At 34.2% G+C, this 16541-nt stretch carries 16 protein-coding genes and 1 riboswitch; all 16 genes read right to left on the bottom strand.

Features of this window, described 5'->3' with window-relative positions; genetic code table 11:
• Positions 1 to 38: 38 nt before the first annotated feature.
• Positions 39 to 194 carry a DUF1540 domain-containing protein gene (locus tag MHH71_RS02665; protein WP_003204488.1) on the bottom strand — a complete coding sequence of 52 codons (156 nt, stop codon included), beginning with the start codon at positions 192 to 194 and terminating at the stop codon, positions 39 to 41.
• 426 nt (positions 195 to 620) lie between these two features.
• The gene (locus tag MHH71_RS02660; RefSeq protein WP_033798888.1) at positions 621 to 1259 is read right to left on the bottom strand and encodes a Vat family streptogramin A O-acetyltransferase; all 639 of its coding nucleotides are present in this window, start codon (positions 1257 to 1259) and stop codon (positions 621 to 623) included.
• Positions 1249 to 2520 (bottom strand): MFS transporter, encoded by a 1272-nt coding sequence (locus MHH71_RS02655; protein WP_006094937.1) that lies wholly within the window; start codon positions 2518 to 2520, stop codon positions 1249 to 1251. The genes MHH71_RS02660 and MHH71_RS02655 overlap by 11 nt, the downstream gene beginning before the upstream one ends.
• Positions 2521 to 2796: 276 nt before the next feature.
• Positions 2797 to 4032, bottom strand: coding sequence for a cytochrome P450 family protein (locus MHH71_RS02650; RefSeq protein WP_006094936.1), 1236 nt, complete (start codon positions 4030 to 4032; stop codon positions 2797 to 2799).
• A gap of 200 nt (positions 4033 to 4232) precedes the next feature.
• Entirely contained in the window at positions 4233 to 4649 is a 417-nt protein-coding gene (locus MHH71_RS02645) for a hypothetical protein (protein ID WP_003204498.1), read from the bottom strand.
• A 231-nt stretch (positions 4650 to 4880) separates the two neighbouring features.
• Positions 4881 to 5894, bottom strand: coding sequence for a DUF1835 domain-containing protein (locus MHH71_RS02640; protein ID WP_006094935.1), 1014 nt, complete (start codon positions 5892 to 5894; stop codon positions 4881 to 4883).
• 73 nt (positions 5895 to 5967) lie between these two features.
• A complete protein-coding gene (locus MHH71_RS02635) occupies positions 5968 to 6384 on the bottom strand; it encodes a DUF3995 domain-containing protein (protein WP_033798887.1) in 417 nt (138 codons plus the stop codon).
• Between the two features lie 304 nt (positions 6385 to 6688).
• Positions 6689 to 6910, bottom strand: a complete 222-nt coding sequence (locus MHH71_RS02630; RefSeq protein ID WP_078212017.1) for a hypothetical protein — start codon at positions 6908 to 6910, stop codon at positions 6689 to 6691.
• A 153-nt stretch (positions 6911 to 7063) separates the two neighbouring features.
• Positions 7064 to 7831, bottom strand: a complete 768-nt coding sequence (locus tag MHH71_RS02625; RefSeq protein ID WP_018780565.1) for a DUF3959 family protein — start codon at positions 7829 to 7831, stop codon at positions 7064 to 7066.
• 385 nt (positions 7832 to 8216) lie between these two features.
• Positions 8217 to 9137: a macrolide 2'-phosphotransferase gene (locus tag MHH71_RS02620; protein WP_006094989.1), complete on the bottom strand. Its 921-nt coding sequence runs from the start codon at positions 9135 to 9137 to the stop codon at positions 8217 to 8219.
• Between the two features lie 106 nt (positions 9138 to 9243).
• Complete coding sequence (locus tag MHH71_RS02615; RefSeq protein WP_006094990.1) at positions 9244 to 10776, bottom strand: alpha/beta hydrolase; 1533 nt, start codon at positions 10774 to 10776, stop codon at positions 9244 to 9246.
• Positions 10777 to 11104: 328 nt separating this feature from the next.
• Positions 11105 to 11794, bottom strand: coding sequence for a thiaminase II (gene tenA / locus MHH71_RS02610; protein ID WP_033798902.1), 690 nt, complete (start codon positions 11792 to 11794; stop codon positions 11105 to 11107).
• A 178-nt stretch (positions 11795 to 11972) separates the two neighbouring features.
• Positions 11973 to 12079, bottom strand: a riboswitch (TPP riboswitch).
• 180 nt (positions 12080 to 12259) lie between these two features.
• Positions 12260 to 12982: an MBL fold metallo-hydrolase gene (locus MHH71_RS02605; RefSeq protein ID WP_006094992.1), complete on the bottom strand. Its 723-nt coding sequence runs from the start codon at positions 12980 to 12982 to the stop codon at positions 12260 to 12262.
• 169 nt (positions 12983 to 13151) lie between these two features.
• Positions 13152 to 14177 (bottom strand): homoserine dehydrogenase, encoded by a 1026-nt coding sequence (locus MHH71_RS02600; RefSeq protein ID WP_033797637.1) that lies wholly within the window; start codon positions 14175 to 14177, stop codon positions 13152 to 13154.
• A gap of 187 nt (positions 14178 to 14364) precedes the next feature.
• On the bottom strand, positions 14365 to 15606 hold the full coding sequence (locus tag MHH71_RS02595) for an esterase/lipase family protein (RefSeq protein ID WP_006094994.1): 1242 nt from the start codon (positions 15604 to 15606) through the stop codon (positions 14365 to 14367).
• A 250-nt stretch (positions 15607 to 15856) separates the two neighbouring features.
• The gene (locus MHH71_RS02590) at positions 15857 to 16537 is read right to left on the bottom strand and encodes a lipoprotein BA_5634 family protein (protein WP_033798903.1); all 681 of its coding nucleotides are present in this window, start codon (positions 16535 to 16537) and stop codon (positions 15857 to 15859) included.
• Between the last annotated feature and the right edge of the window lie 4 nt (positions 16538 to 16541).

The following is a 16541-nucleotide window of genomic DNA, read 5'->3' as shown; positions in this document are numbered from 1 at the left end:
TAATAAAAGGGCAACCTGGTGCGGTTACCCTTTATCGTTTAAGCTTCAGGAATAAATGTTTTGCAATCCGTTTCTTCTGTTGTAGATGCTTGGTTACCTTTATGACTTACTACATAAATTGCATCTGCATTACATTTGTTTCCGTTACCCCAATATTTGCAGTTGTTTACTTCACATAAAACATCTTGTGCCATAAGTATCACACCTCCTTATCCTTTTATCATTAACAAATTTGAGAGGTACGATACTTCTATTTTTTTCTTTGTATTGATACTACGCTTGCTAATTATCATGAAAAATTGGACAAGAAAAACATTTTCCTCAAACTTTTTCTCTATTATATAATTAACTTATTTTATATCTATTAGTTGGAGATGCTATTCGAACTCGCGGAAATACATATAATATAGAATCTCTTCAAAACATCTTACAAAGTGCAACAAATTCAACGAATTCAGATATTTTTAAATGGGTTGAACGCTCCCGAACTCTTCTAGCTAAGCCAGAAACATTTTGTTACGACTTATGATGTGACGGTGGTTTTGTTTATAAAATTGATAAAGCGAATGAAAAAAGGAGGACTCATCTTTCGTAATGGAGCCCTCCTTTTTTCATATTTTTCACACTGAAGCGTCTGCTAATTTTTTCAACGCTTCCATATTCCCACTTACAATTACATCAATATTTTTAGAAATAATCTTAATGTCCAAGTCCCACCACTTTATTTCTAACAATTCATTTATTACATCATTTGAAAATCTCTTTTTTATCTCAGTAGCAGGATTACCACCAACAATTGTATATGGTGGAACGTCTTTTGTTATAACCGCTTTAGCAGCAATAATTGCTCCGTCCCCTATCTTCACTCCGGGCATAATCGTCGCATCCATACCAATCCATACATCATTTCCGATAACCGTATCTCCTTTAAACGGTAAATCAGAAAGTGTAGGTGTGAATTTCTCCCAGCCATGACCGAAAATATTAAATGGATACGCTGAAAATCCATCCATTTTATGGTTTGCGCCATTCATAATACATGTAACTCCAGGTGCTACGCAGCAGAATTTTCCCATAACCAATCGGTCTCCAAAAAATTCATAATGGTATAGCACTTGATCTTCGAATGTTTCTTCATTTTTTGAATCATAATAAGAATAATCTCCAACAATAATATTTGGTTTTGTTATTGTATTTTTAATGAAATGAACACTCTTATTTCCTTCAATCGGATATTGCACATTTGAATTAGGATTCATGCTGGACAGCACCACCTTCATTTGAAGTTCCTACTACTGGTTTCAAATTATATATTGGCAAAATAAATAATGAACCAATAATAAATAGTAATGCTGTTCCTTCATACATTGTGCTAAGTGAAAATACTTCTTTTAATGAACCGGCAATACTCATCGTTAATACCATCGAACCCGTAAATAAAGGACTTAAAATCCCATTTACTCGTCCGATAAAGTCTGTATCCGAGTTTTGAATAATAAGCGTATTTATTCCAATTTGGATACAAGGAAGTGCTAGACCGCTGAAAAACTGAGCAATGAGTGTAATCCATAAATTTGTAGAAAATCCGATGATACCAATGCCAACGGCCTGTGCAAACATGCCTAAAATTAACATCTTTTGCGGAGCAACATTTTTGGCAAATACCATCGCTAACGCTCCTCCAATAATCATTCCGGCTCCATTTACAGTGAGTAGCCATTGTAAACTTTCTTTTGATAAACCTAATTGTTCAGTTACGATAAAAATACCTAGTGGCTGAATCAGACCAATCCCTAATCCTGCTGCCATAAAACAAATTCCGAGTAATGTTAGTGTCTTCTTTGCCTTTACATATTTAATTCCATCCACCATCTCTTGCAATAAGCTAACTTTTTTCTTTTCTTCTTGTTCTTCAATATCTCTTGGAAGAAATAGCAAGACTAAAGCCGCAAATAAAAAAGCAATACCTGTCACAATAATAGAAGTGTAAATTCCGAAGGCTTGAAATATAAACGTGCCAAGTATAGGACCTAATACCATGAAAATCGCAAAAATGGTTTGATATAATGACATAGCCAACTGTACTTCTTCTGTAGATAGATGTTGTTTAAATAATTTCATACCTGAAGGCTGTGAAAATTGCGAAAGAATTGCAGAGATAAGTGTAACGAAAAATACTACCTTCCAAGTACCAAACATAAGTGTAAACAATACTGCAAATACTGATAACGAACTTAAGGCTTCACACCAAATCATCGTCCTTTTTGGCTTCCACCTATCTGCAAACGTTCCTCCTATAAATGAAAAGATAAAAATCGGCGCAAATTCAGCAACTGAAATCATTGAAATGGCAAACGCATCACCATTGGTCATTTCCATTACATACAGCAGTACCGCAAAGTTTCGGATCCAAATTCCTATCTGGAGAAATAATGCTGAAGCAATAATTGCTTGCACAAATCGATTTTTTAGTACTACAGATATATTACTTTTTTGTTTAGCTTTTATATTCATAGACATAATAAAGCCCCCTATTCTACATTCTGAATAGGAGGCAGCACCATCATCATATTATAAAAGTCAGTTTATTCGCAGTGCGAAAATACATCCCTTTTACATATAAAAATGTACATACTAATCCTATTCAGAAGAATATTTCGTTTTATAACGAAGATTTCTTAAAAAATAGAATTAGTTGATCATTGGGATGTCTTCACCCTTCCGTTTCGATTTTAAATGACACATACATACTCTATGTGAACGAAATACAATGTATGCACGTCTCAAATACCTATTCTAGAAAGTTAACGGCAATTCCTCTAAAGAACGCATTAAATAATTGCCTTGCCATTTAATTTTTTCGCGTTCCCCTTTTATTTGAATTTTAGGTATACGTTTTAACAATGTGGCAATTGCAATTTTTGCTTCTAAACGAGCAAGCGGGGCTCCTAAACAAAAATGACTTCCATGTCCAAATGCAATGTGGCGGTTATTTTCCCTCGTAATATCAAAAACGTCCGGATTCACAAAGACATTCTCATCACGATTTGCCGACGCTAGTGAAATGATTACCATATCCCCTTTTTGAATCTCTTGATCATGAATCATAAAAGGTTCAGTTGCCCAACGTGCCGTCGTAATTTCAACGGGAGAATAATAACGTAATCCTTCTTCAATCGCTGAATCAATAAGTTGGGGCTTTTCTTTTAATAACTGCAGTTGATCTGGATTTTCTAACAATGCTAATACTGTATTGGTTATAAGATTCACAGTCGTTTCATGTCCTGCGACAATAAGCAACATAATCATTGAATAAAGTTCTGGTGCACTTAATTTACTTCCTTCGCTTTCCACCTGAATTAATCCACTAACTAAGTCTTCTTTCGGCTCTTTCCTTTTTACATCCACTAAATATTGAAGATATGTAATAAACTCGGATAGTTTTTCTTCATTTTCCTTTATTTCCTCTGGTGTTTCAGGGGAAGTAATTACCGCATGAGACCATATTCTAAATCTTTCTTGATCATCTTTTGGAACGCCAAGCATTTCACTAATTACATTGATTGGTAATGGAAAGGCGTAGTCATTAACAAGATTTAGGGAATGCTTATATTCTACACGGTCTAATAAAGTATCCGCGATATTCTGAATACGTTCATCTAATTGTGAAATCATTTTAGGAGTAAAAGCCTTTTGAACTAGTGCTCGTAAACGACTATGATCAGGTGGATCTGAATTTAACATATGTTTCGTTAAGTGATCACTATTTTCAAGAGAAAGAAATGGTTTTAATCTTTCTCGAGAAAATACATTTTCTGGATTTTTCTTCAAGCGAGAATCTTTTAAAAGTGGTAATGCATCTTCATATCTTGTAATAAGCCATTCTGTCCACAGTTCACTCTTATATACGAACAAAATTGGTTGTGATGCGCGTGATTCTTTATAAATTTCATAAGCATCTTCTTTAAAACCTGCAGAGGCTAACTGAATACCATCTTCTATTTTGAGGCCAACTTTATTTTTAAAAAACATTGCATTCCCTCACTCTCATCTATTTGTAAAAAGCACTTCAACATATGAATTATAACTCATGAATAGTGGGAAAATTGTAAATTTTTCGTTGCGATCTTACTTTATATATTGAAAAATAATTCATTTCAAAAAACAAACGATAAGAAGATATTTTCTTCTTATCGCCTATTAGTGTTTCTTTCCTACATTTTGTTTTATCACTAAGCAAAGCACATGAAATTACTAATTTGCTGGTATCGGTAACTTACTTTCCGGCGACGTCCGGCTTGCCAAGTATATCCCGATACTCCATTTCTTCTCACTTCAGTTGGGAAAAACCATAAATCTCTTCCGAATGGTCCTGGTCGATGCAATCGTAAATATCCCCATCTGCCTAAACAATTACACATCCATGATTTCATATTACTACTTTGTGCAGGAGTGGCGAATGTTGATGGTAAAGATGGTACTTGTGATGGCGGTGGTGACGTCGGAGCATCTTCCGCATCATCAGGTCTATATTCTTCAAGCTCCACATCTCTTAGTTCATCAGATGTTTCATAACCAGAAGTTTGTGGGTTATAATATGCTGTTTGATTATAATCTACATATGGAAAATACGTTGGTTGATTATACATTAAAAAACTCACCTCTTATGATTAATTACTTTATCCAATCATATGTTGTATTGCTCCTATGGGAAGCTTATTTATATAGCCCAAAATAGAAGTTGAGAGATTCTATTTTGAAATAACTGTAAAACAATAGAGGTGTTCTCATTTCCTTTTCCGAACAAAAAAGCCCAATTTTTCAGCTTTAATGCTGAGAAATTGGGCTTTTTAAAATGGACACTGTAAAACCGTACTTTCCTAACGGTTCCTCTTCTTCAACTTAACGCTATAATAGCGCATTGCTTTTAATGTACCTTCCATTTCAAATACACCTTGCTGGATTAATGTACGCAAGCGATATTCAAGAAAAACATCTCCAATTACTTGCTCAATATGCCCAAGAACTTCTCCTACTAACCTTGGTGCCTTACAGAAAGATCTTGTTGTTTCTAATCTTTCTGCACATTCAATAATGAAAGAATCGAAATAATCTTCTTGTACGGATTGAACTTGGTTTTCATTCCAAAGTCGTAATAAATCCGTAGTTTGAGAGAGTAATTCCCATTCTTGTTCAAAAGTTTTTCGTGCTTCATTAGCCAGTGATGAATCTTTTTCGTACTTTTCATAAATAACTGCTAGTTTCTCTGAAGATAACCCTCCTGTCCCGCGTATATCATAGCCTTCTAGGAACAGTTCTCTATATGCTTCAGATGTGTTAATTACACGAATATTATCTCGATCTTGTAAATGTGCAAGGACAAAACAAAGGCCCACATGTTCATGTGCATTATCAGCTTTCCAAATTGTAATTGGTATATCTTGAGGAATAGACTGTAATTCTTTCATTGATTGTCTGAATGTTGATAAATATTCTTCTTCAAAATAAAGATCATAAGAGTTTAAACTTCTAGATAGCCATTGCTGGCGAGCTACTTGTCCAGCTTCTAACTTCAATTGATGAATTGGGCCGATAGAGAACGCATCGGAGAAAAGAATAACATAGTCTTCTGTTAAATTAGCTTGTTTCAGCATATGTTTAATACACCCAGCTGGCGAGTCACCAAATGCAATATGTACATGTTTACTCTCTTTAATATGTAGCTTAGGTTTTTGTGATTCAATGAGTTGTTTTGGGATTTCTGTTAAAATGTCCATTCTATCTTCGCTTGGCTCTGTTTCCATTAAATCAAGTTGAATTAAGATGAAGCGGAGTAATGATTTTGCTTCATCTTCTGGCATATTATCGATTACTTTACTTAAATTATCTATCATGTACTTCCCTCTATTCGTTTCTAAAATAATGTAATTTATAGTGTAACATATAATGAGACGCATGCTATTCTTTTCATCTAATAATTGCTAGGAGAAATGAAAAAGATAAAAAAGCACACAATGGAATAAACAACATTGTATCCATTTTCGCAAAATATGTATCTTTTTTTCTTTTAAATATGTCAAAGTAATTGAATTCTCCAACCACTCTTAATCCAAATACAAACATACAAATCCAAGAACCGATTTGAACGATGACATGTGGAATAAAAGAGGAAATAACATTTGCCTGTAATAATAAAAGTAACGCTGCTATACATAGTAATAGCGCAACTAATAATGTCATACCAGTTCCAGGAGTAAAAGCTTTTTCTCCTGACTCAGTTGGAATCGCTGCCTTTATTCCCCATTTCCCGCCAAATGCCCAGTAAACATGTAATAAACTAATACATACTAAGAGACATGCTGATATAGTGATGATAATGAGCAATATTAACACCTCCATCAATGTGTTTCTTTTAAGATTAAGAATATTCAACTAAACAACAATTAGCAATCTATTTCTAAATTGTTCACAATACCGCCATTTGTAATGTTATTTAATCTTCAATCTTGATATTCTGATACCGTATAAAAACAATTGAATATAAAGTCATTAAGTTTTACTTGTAATTAGCAGGCGTGTACATTGGATAAGTTGCATATTTCTTTAATTCCTTTCACTGGGTTGAATTTCCTAAATGAAGATGCTATTTTAGATCATTAGATGAAATTATATGTTCTGTTTTTATATCTTAAATCTTTTTCTTTATTTCATTACTGATTTCTATTTGTTTTTCTCTTTGCTCATCTAATATCTCCTCTTTAATCCCTTCTAAATTCAGTGCAATTTCATATATTGCTTGTAGCTTCCCTTCTACAGGTTTATTTTCAGCTTTTTGTATATAGTAAATTGTCATTCCTAAACCTACAGAAACTATAATACTTGCAATGGCCATATTACTTAATTTTCTCATAGTATTCTCTTCTTATCATTAATCATATATTCTCTTCTACGTGAAAATTCCCAATAATTAAGATGTTTAATATATTAAAGTGAAAACCCGCAATACCCCATCGAATTGTATACAGGGGCGTTGCGGGTTCAAATATTTGTATAAAAACATCCTCTATGCATTATAACGATTTCTTCGTCGTTCCATCCTTGTTTGTCCTTGCATTGTTTCAACTTCATGATGTTGCTGCTCTGTTTGCGTTGTATGATACGTTGCTGTCTTTTCTTCACGATTTGGTTCATACGTACGTGTTTCTTTTGAGTTAGAAGATTTTCTACTAAACTTTGGCATCTTCACTTTCAACCTTGGTAAACTCGGAATACGAATTTTAAAATTCGGTTTAATTCGTTTCTTTTTTTGTTTGAATAGATTTGTTTTTTCTTGTTTTTCATTGATACTACCACGCTTTAGCATGTTGGCAAACAATCCACCAAGTAAAAATCCAACTACTAGCAAAAGTAAATACAGTCGTTCTGAAGTCAATAAGTTCATAATACGTCCAAGAACGACTAATGATTTGGCTTGTTTAATATCCCATAATAAGCCACCCCATAATGCCAGTAACCCTAAGGTAATTGCATAGGTGCGGAACCGGAATAATAATGGAATTACCGCAATACATGCAGCGATTTTTGCGTTTGCTAGTAAAGAACTAGTTGTTACGTATTGATTCCAAATTGCGAGCAAGAACGTGATAAATATAGTGTAAGCGAGCCAACTACATATTCGTGAATACATTCGTTTTGCATAATAGCTTCCAAAACTCGTGAAAAACAATAGTCCTCCTAAATAAAATGACAATTCAAGAGGAATTTTTTTCATAATACCTGCAATGGGGAACAGGAAGCTGAGTACCATTAAAAGCACATCAAGTTTCTTCAAAACTCTCATCCCTTTCAGTTTTCTATCTTTCTTCTATATAACAAAGCAAATTTTTTGTTTTTTAGCGTATTCCTCACTTCCACCAAATTATAGTGTATATGCATGCAAATAATAACATTCCTAAAAAACATCTTAATCCTACTTGTACCAAAAAGTAAACAAAAAAACAAAACTATAATTGACAATAGAGATCTAGATTTGTATAAAGAAATGACAAATCCCGCTATTTGTAAATTAGCGGGATTATCAAATTATCCTATTGTATATTTAACGGACTTTCGCATCTTCAAACGTGTGATGGACAAGAGCTCAACAACTTGGATATACCTTTTTATATAATTATATCCCCCCCTCACAACGCAGCCACTTTACACAATAGAATTTATTATTTCTCATTCACTCCCAAAGCCCCACGCGCCATCTCCATATGTGCCTCTTCCTTTGTCTGTAGTGCAAACAATCCAATCATGACCGGATAAGCAGCGCCAAGTTCGATAATATGTTCAAGCATTCTCGGCCAAACTTTTCCTCCTGCTTTTTCATATTCGTTTAATAATACTTTCAAATTGTCCTCTCCAAAGATTGTGAGATACAGAGTAAAGTCAGTAGCGGGATCTGTCACTTTCGCCTCTGTCCAATCTAGCAGGCCTGTTACTTTGGTATTTTCATCAACTAAAATATGCGGTGGATGTAGATCACCATGAACAAATGCAGAGTACTTTGGCCAATACGATTCATCCGCAAGCCATTTTTGCCAACGCTCCCATAGTTCGGCTGAAACACCAAGTTGTGATTTTATTTGATGCATTCTATCTACTAACAATCGCTTTGCTTCAGCAGGTTGAAGAACTTCAAGTCCATGTTTAGTAGCCTCAACATGATTAATTGAATGCAACGCAACAAGTGATTCGGCTAACGATCGAATAAACGTCATAGAAGGGGGATTATTTTGAATGTGCCACACATAATTTTGTATTTCTAAATCAATAACAGCAGCAGGATTCCCCTTTACTAATGGATAAGCAATTAATTCTGATGTGTTGATTTTCCAATTTGGTACTGCAACAGGTACATATTTTTGAACAAGCTCAAGTATTTTCCCTTCTAATGCCCCTCTTTCAATGACATCAGGTCTTCTCGGTTTCCGAAGAACCCATGAAGCGCCCTTCTCATCAGTAGCAAATACAACTTGAAAGTCCATTCCTGATTCATTTAATTCAGCGCTTTCTTTATTCAATGGTAAACCATTTTTTTCAGCGATTTTTAAAATTTCTTCTATACTTTTCTGTTCATTTGCATTTGTCATCTTTAAACACCCCTTTAAAATTCTTCATATAAGCACAAAAAACACAGGCTAATTCCCCATGTTTTTTGTAAACGGAATGCGCTCTCACAAATATACTGTACTATTTTCATTTGGCTCTTCCTTGCACCCAAGTAGCAATGTCATTTATAACATACTCAGGGATATTGGCAGGACTATTATATTCATCCGGTTTACTTAATTCCCCATCACCTTCTGTAAAGAAGTGATTTAACTTTGGATATAGTCGATAATCTACGTTATCTCGCTCTTTTAATTGTTCTTTCCAAAGAGGAATTTCGATTTTTGATTGAACTTGATAGTCTCTTTCTCCCTGAATAATAAGAAGAGGTGTCTTTTGTTCTTTGGACATTTCCGCTGCCTTAATTTTACGAATAGAATCCCAAAATACAGGTGATCCTAAATAAAAATCTTTTGGAGGATTCTGACTAGAGAAGTTAGGATCATTTAATAATTTAAATTGCTCTTTGTAAAATTTATATTCTTCAGGTTTCATTCTTCCAATAGAAAAAAGATAATCAAATTGATCTAAAACAACATCTTGGATTGTACGAGCTGGTCCTCCCATTACAATCGCCCCAGCAATATTTTGATTTTGGTCTTTTTCGATCATTTGCGGAACCATCATTCCACCTTGACTATGACCAAGAATATAAATTTGATTCTTGTCTATCATAGGTTCATTTTGAAGAAAACGAGTGGCAAGAAGTGCATCGTCCGTTGTCTCTTTATCAACTGTATAAAAAGGACTAAATTGCGTCTTCAATCCATGTTCATAGGTTCGTTTATTATAGCGAAGGACAGCAATTCCTTTTGAAGCAAGACCTTCAGCTAAATCGCGAAATGGTTTTAAAGCAAATGCAGTTTCATCTTGATCGCTTGCTCCAGATCCTTGAACAAGGATAACCACTGGGAAAGGACCATTTCCCTTTGGAACAGACAATGTTCCTGGTAATGGAAACGCGCCACTTCCGACTACTACTGCTTTTTCAACAAATGATTCAGGCTTACTATATGATGGACGTTCTGCGACAGGACTAAACGACATGCTAAATTGAAAATCATCTATTTTTCCAGATGGATCTAATTTAATTAGTAAAGGCACAGTAAATTGTTCAAAAACTAATCCAATCTCTACATTTGTATGAACGGAATTTGTCTCTTTTTGTTTTATCTCTCCAATTCCAATAAAAGAACCTGCTTGTAATTGTACTGGGAGTCCCTTCCAATAACTCTCCAGCCATTTTTCAGATATTATCTTCTGTAAAGATCGAGAAGTTAAATCAAATGCAGATTTATAATTTTCAGCATGCATATCACGAATAAATGTAAGAGTAGTAGATATAACAGGATTTTCATCATCAACATTGTCTATTTCTTTTATATTTGTGTTTGTTTCCTTTAATGTCGAAATAAATTGGTGGTTGAACGGATTATTATATGTATTGGCATAAAAACTTGTTTTCAATACATCCATATTCCTCCCCTCATACAAACTTGAAGGACTCGCGAAATTTTTAGGTGAAATTACTTCCTCCGCATATGAAACAGAAGGAATACTTATCACACAAATTGCACTAACGAGTAAAAAATTATTTCCTATTCGTTTTCTTGTTTTCATATTTATTGATCCCTTTCCAAAATTAAATTTTTTTAATAGAACACCCCAATTATTGTAAGTGGAATAAAAAGTGTCAAAAAGATTAATAATCTTCTTTACGATTACCCTCTAACAAGTTAAAAAGGAATTATAAACAAAATTCAATAAAAACCATCTTCTCCCTCTTTTTTATTGTGTAATTTTTTTATAATATGTAATCAATTAATCACTAAAATTAATTTTCCTAAAACATAGAATATAGATATTATTATTTTGTAAAAAAAAATGACTAAACTAAGTTAGTCATTTTCTATACTCTCGCATGCTTGATGAGAGACATATCTTTTCATTATAAACTTACATCTTCTACTTGTTCTTCCACTGGCCACTTTTCTAATGTGTAAGCCATCTCCCAAAATGAATACTCATATTGACTGCTAATTACAAAATGCTGTTTCATTCGCTTACGATCAGCTTCTGTTACTGTTTCAGCAATGGCATCTAATCTAGCAATTTGCTCTTCTACTAAAGTACGGAACCAATCAGAGCCATATGCGGAAATCCATTCTTGGTAAATTGGTTCTTCAGGTTGACATTCCTTGAGTCGCTCACCAATTTCATAATAAAGCCAATAGCAAGGCAAAATTACTGCGATAACATCCCCGATATGCCCATCATATGCAGCGCGATACATATGTGATGTATACGCATAAGCCGTCGGTGCAGGAATGAACGATTCTTTTTCTTCTTTCGTAATTCCTAGTTTTTTAGCGAAATTCTCATGCAGTGATAATTCCGCTTGATATGTATTTTGTGCATGGTGCGCCATACGGGCTGTCGTTTCTAATTCAATAGCTTTTGCTGCTCCTAACGATTGGATTCTTGCAAAATGACTTAAATAATATGAATCTTGCAAAACGTAATAGCGGAAACTAGCTAAATCTAATATGCCGTCTCCTAGTTTTGTTACAAATGGATGATTAAAACTTGCTTCCCAAATTGGATTAACTTCTTTACGTACTAACTGTGAAAATGACATGAAAGACCCTCCAATAAACATTTTAATAATAAAAATGAAACAGATTTCTTAACCAATCGCTCGTTAACGACTAGACTACAGAGATTTACTTCAAATAGGTGCACAAAAATAAAAAAGCTTTCTTTACACACACGTAAAGAAAGCGGACTGGACATCATCAATATTTTAAAAATATCATCTTCTGTCACTTCCACTTCCCTACGCTGGTATTACCCAGATCAGGTCCTAAGAGTTTCAAAAATATCCTTTGATCTCAGCCTATAAAAGGCCCCCCTAGTGGATAGAAATAAACTATTTAACTTTGATACTTATCATAACATAATCCATATAACTATCAAATATAATTTGAACGTTCGAACTTCATAAAGTAAAACTTTATAAAATGGGGTATTCTTCATCATCCCTTACCAGTCGGGCTTTTATGGGCAATTTATACTGGATAAAATACGAGTTTGCATAACAACATTACTTTTCTTTTCTTACTAATGTTTCAATCTGCTCCTTCGCATTCAAATCACAAACACCACCGTGATAACAAATTATCCTCTCAATATCAAACTCTAAAAATCTTCTAAGTGATTCTGTAGCTGTTTCCATATCTGGTGTCGTATGTGGAACTGGCCCTTTTAGTTTTCCTTCAACACATACCATCGCGTCACCTGCAATTAATGTCTTATACTTTTCACTATATAAACTAATATGCCCCGGAGTATGTCCTGGTGTATGAATCACTTCAATGCCTCCGAGAAATGGAAGTCTTTGTCCATCTTCTAAGGTTTGATTTACTTTTGCTGTTGGAGGATTTTTATATAAAGCTTGCACAACATCTGGAAGTGCCGCCCATTTTTCTTCACTCATTTTATTTGGATCTCCTTTAATAAGGGGTAACTGTCCTTCAATATAAGGTTTGTCTAATCCATGGGCGTACACTTCAATAGAATGATCTGCCTTCTGCTGTATTTCAGGAAGACTTCCAATATGGTCTATATCTTGATGAGTTAAAATAACTGCTTGTAATTGTTCAAAAGGCACACCAATACCAATCATTGCATCGCGAATCCCTTCTAATTGACCTGGCATACCAGTATCGACTAATAGAGCTTCTTTTTCATCCCAAAGTAATGTTGGATTTAATTCAAATCCTTGAATTTTCAATTTCAAAACCGCTAGACCGTTTTCTATTTTCATACTACACGTCCCCCTCGATACATAAATTAGTGAAGTTATTTCTCTTACTAAAATGTATCACCCTAAGGGTTTGATGTCAAATGTTAAAATTTTAATTATAACATAAAAATATTTATTTGTCAAGTTGATTATTATCTTTTTCATTTTAATTGAAGACTATATTTTTTCATCATACATCTTTTCGATACAAATTAATTAAATCTTTCAAAGCCGCTGCCGCTGCTCCTCTTGGGCTTGAAGCTCCTCCGGTTGAAGTAACTTTCCCCATCGTATCAGTATGAAAAGTGATTCCTTTTTCTGTTCCATTTACATGAGCCAATGGATGCCCTTTCTCTATTTCACGCGGGCATACTTCAAGTTTAAGATTTCCTGAATGATCTTTATATGCTGTTGCAATTAGTTTTAGAGATTTACCTTGTTCTTTTGCTTTCTCTATATCTTGTTTTGTAACATCCTCTATACCTTTTATAGATATACAATTCAATGAACATTCTGCTTGCAGCAAACTATTTGCCAATAATAAAAGTTTACAAGCACTATCCATTCCACTTATATCTAATGAGGGGTTTGTTTCAGCTATCCCTTTGTGCTGTGCTTGATGCAATGCTTCCTGGAATGTTACATCTTCTTCATACATTTTTGTAAGAATATAATTTGTTGTTCCATTTAAAATACCTTCTATACTTTCAATTTGACATCCTGCTAAACTGAATTGTCCAATATCTAATGTAGGGAGTGCAGCAGCAGTTGCGCCGCTATAATAGATACGTACGTTTGCGAGTTTTGCTTTTTCTTTTATTTCTTTCCATGCGTTAACAAGTGCTCCTTTCGAAATAGCTACTACATCCATATGGTTTTCAATCGCTGTTTCAATGTATGTTCTTCCTGGTTCACCAGTTTGAAGATTAGTTGGTGTCGATTCAATTAATACAGTACCAAAAGGAAACTTTTCACTTTTATCAAGTGGATAGTGTTTGGTATACTTCTCTAATACATGAGAACCAGTACCATAAGTTAATAATTCTTTAATATGTAAACCTTTGTCATTATAAAGATTGACTGTACTCCCAATAATTCCAGTAAAAACAAGTTCGATGCCGTACATCTCTTTTATATATGAAGCTTTCTCAAATACCAATCTTACAAACTCTTTTCCAACAGTTCCATATCCAGATATCACCACGTTAACTCTCATATCATCACCTCGGACTATCATGCTATTTTAATGTTAACTCCATTATACTTCGAAAGTAAAATACAATTCACGAAGTAAAAACTCCCTCAGAATAATCTGAATTCCTATTTATATTTCGATATAAATAGGAATTCAGTCCCCCACGCTATTCGTGGACAGTAAGACCCCCAATGATTACAGTTTTACTTTATTTTGGTAAATTGGATAACTTTTCAGCAATTGTTCGGTAAAAAGCATTAATATCAGAAAACCCTAATGAGTCCGAAACACTTAGTCCAACCATATCAAGGTGATCCCAGTTTTGTTTTGTCTCAATATGGTTCCATTTTCCAAGCTCTGGTGTGTCATTATTATTTATAATCGTATCAGTTGATGGTCCCACCATTGAACTTGTATTCACTACACCATCATTTTGCCACCAAGATGAATCGATGAATGGACGATTCTGTTCGTATCTTGCATATGCCCCTAAGAAAATTGCATTTCCCATTAGTGTCTTATTCATTGTAATGTGCGGAAAATGGATTCCCGTTATAGGTGCGGCTTGTGTTGCATGTCCGCTGTAAGAGAAATAATATACATCTGGTTGCGCTTTTACCCAGTCATTTAATTCCTTCGCTCCATCTGTACTTAAATCCCATTGACTTATATCTTTCGTATCCTTCAAAATGGAACTATTTAAGACACGGTTTGAATATTGATAAAATGACTCCCCAGCTTTCTTTTTAATTCCCCATTGATCCAATTTAAAGTCGTATAGTGATAGATTGTTATTTTCTCCGATTCCAGCAGTTGCGACGAGTAATTGCTTTACAGCTGGTAGAAGTAAACTTCCATCTGCAAGGGTTGTCCCGTTGTGAGGTGTTGCCAATGTCGTTACACTATGAACATATGATTTTCCGCCCTGGAACAACGGAGACACCTTCACATCTACATGCTGTTTTGCATAATCCCTCTCTTCTTGATTTCCTTCTTTTAATATTTGAACAAGTGTACGTATCGTTTGACCACCCATACTATGTCCTACTAAATGAACCTTATTTGTCTCACTCCAATTTCGGATAAACCCTGTATATGTTCTCCCATATCGATCATGTCCATGTTTCTCAGCATGAGCCGCTCCATAATCTACTGTTCCCCCATTAATTTCAGCATATAACTCACAAGCACGATCCCAGTTACTTGATAACGGTCCAACAGCAGCGGTATGTACACTGTATCCATCTCTCTTTAAATTCTCTTGAATATCATGTACACCCCCCCAATACTTTACGCCCAATAATTCATCTCTTCCCCACCCTGTAAAGCCATGTACCAAAATAATAGGATTGTTATTTTTCTTTCCTTCTTCCGCATGTGTTGGTACTGGAATAATTACACTCGAAGCGATAAAACATAAAATTAAAAATCCCAAAAGTAATCTTTTCATTTTACATCCCCTTTTCTTATTCTATACCTCCCCAATAAAGCGTTTTCATTTCGCTCCTTTCTCTATGTAATAGAAAAAAAGATCCACAAAGATATACCAACGCAATTAGCAATGGCTATATAGTGTGGATCTCCAATTCTCTATCACAATTATTAACTTAAAGATACTGTAAACTATCTTATCTGAATTGTCTATTAATTATGGAATATTACATAGTTGATAAAGTTTTGTTGACAATTTCCTTTTCTTTTTAACCCTCATCCTCAAAAGTAACAAATTTGACCGATATTAATTTATGAAAATCTTTGACTTGTCTTTTCATCTTTAAATATTCATTCACTAATGTATTGTCTGTTGACATTTTAGGCTTTTCGTAGCCTAATGATTTTTTCAAGTGAATAAGTTGTAATTTTGTTTTATTCGCTTGTATTTCTTTATATACGTCATTTCTTGCAACGATAAGATACCATTGAGATTCGTAGTCACGAGAGTTTCCAATCCAAGCATTACTTTCATATTGAACTGGTATTGTTTTGTCATTTAAGTCTATACTTTCTATATCTTCTTGATCTTCATGTGTAAATACTAACGAATGGCCTTTAGGAATGGTTGGTAATTTTTTTATTGAAATATAATATAAGCTGTTATTTACATCATTAGTCCGAAAAATTTTATCTTTAATCATAGCTTGAGCTGTAGATTCATCTATAATCAGTACTTTATTTTCACCCATGCTGCCTGTTTTTACTTCAAACACCTCTTTTTCTTTTATATTTTCTTTGTAACGTGTAAAAATTGGTAATGTATATTGTTCGTCTCCAATCATTATTATTCCGTTTGCAGGTTGTGTATTCTCCTTAGATTTAGAACAAGCACTTAGGCTTATTATGGCTAGGACAATTAACATAAAAATCGATACCGTTTTTTTCATTACG

Origin of the sequence: Bacillus sp. FSL H8-0534 (assembly GCF_038005885.1) — a bacterium.
Lineage (GTDB): Bacteria > Bacillota > Bacilli > Bacillales > Bacillaceae_G > Bacillus_A > Bacillus_A pseudomycoides.
This window is presented reverse-complemented; position numbering and strand designations above follow the sequence as displayed.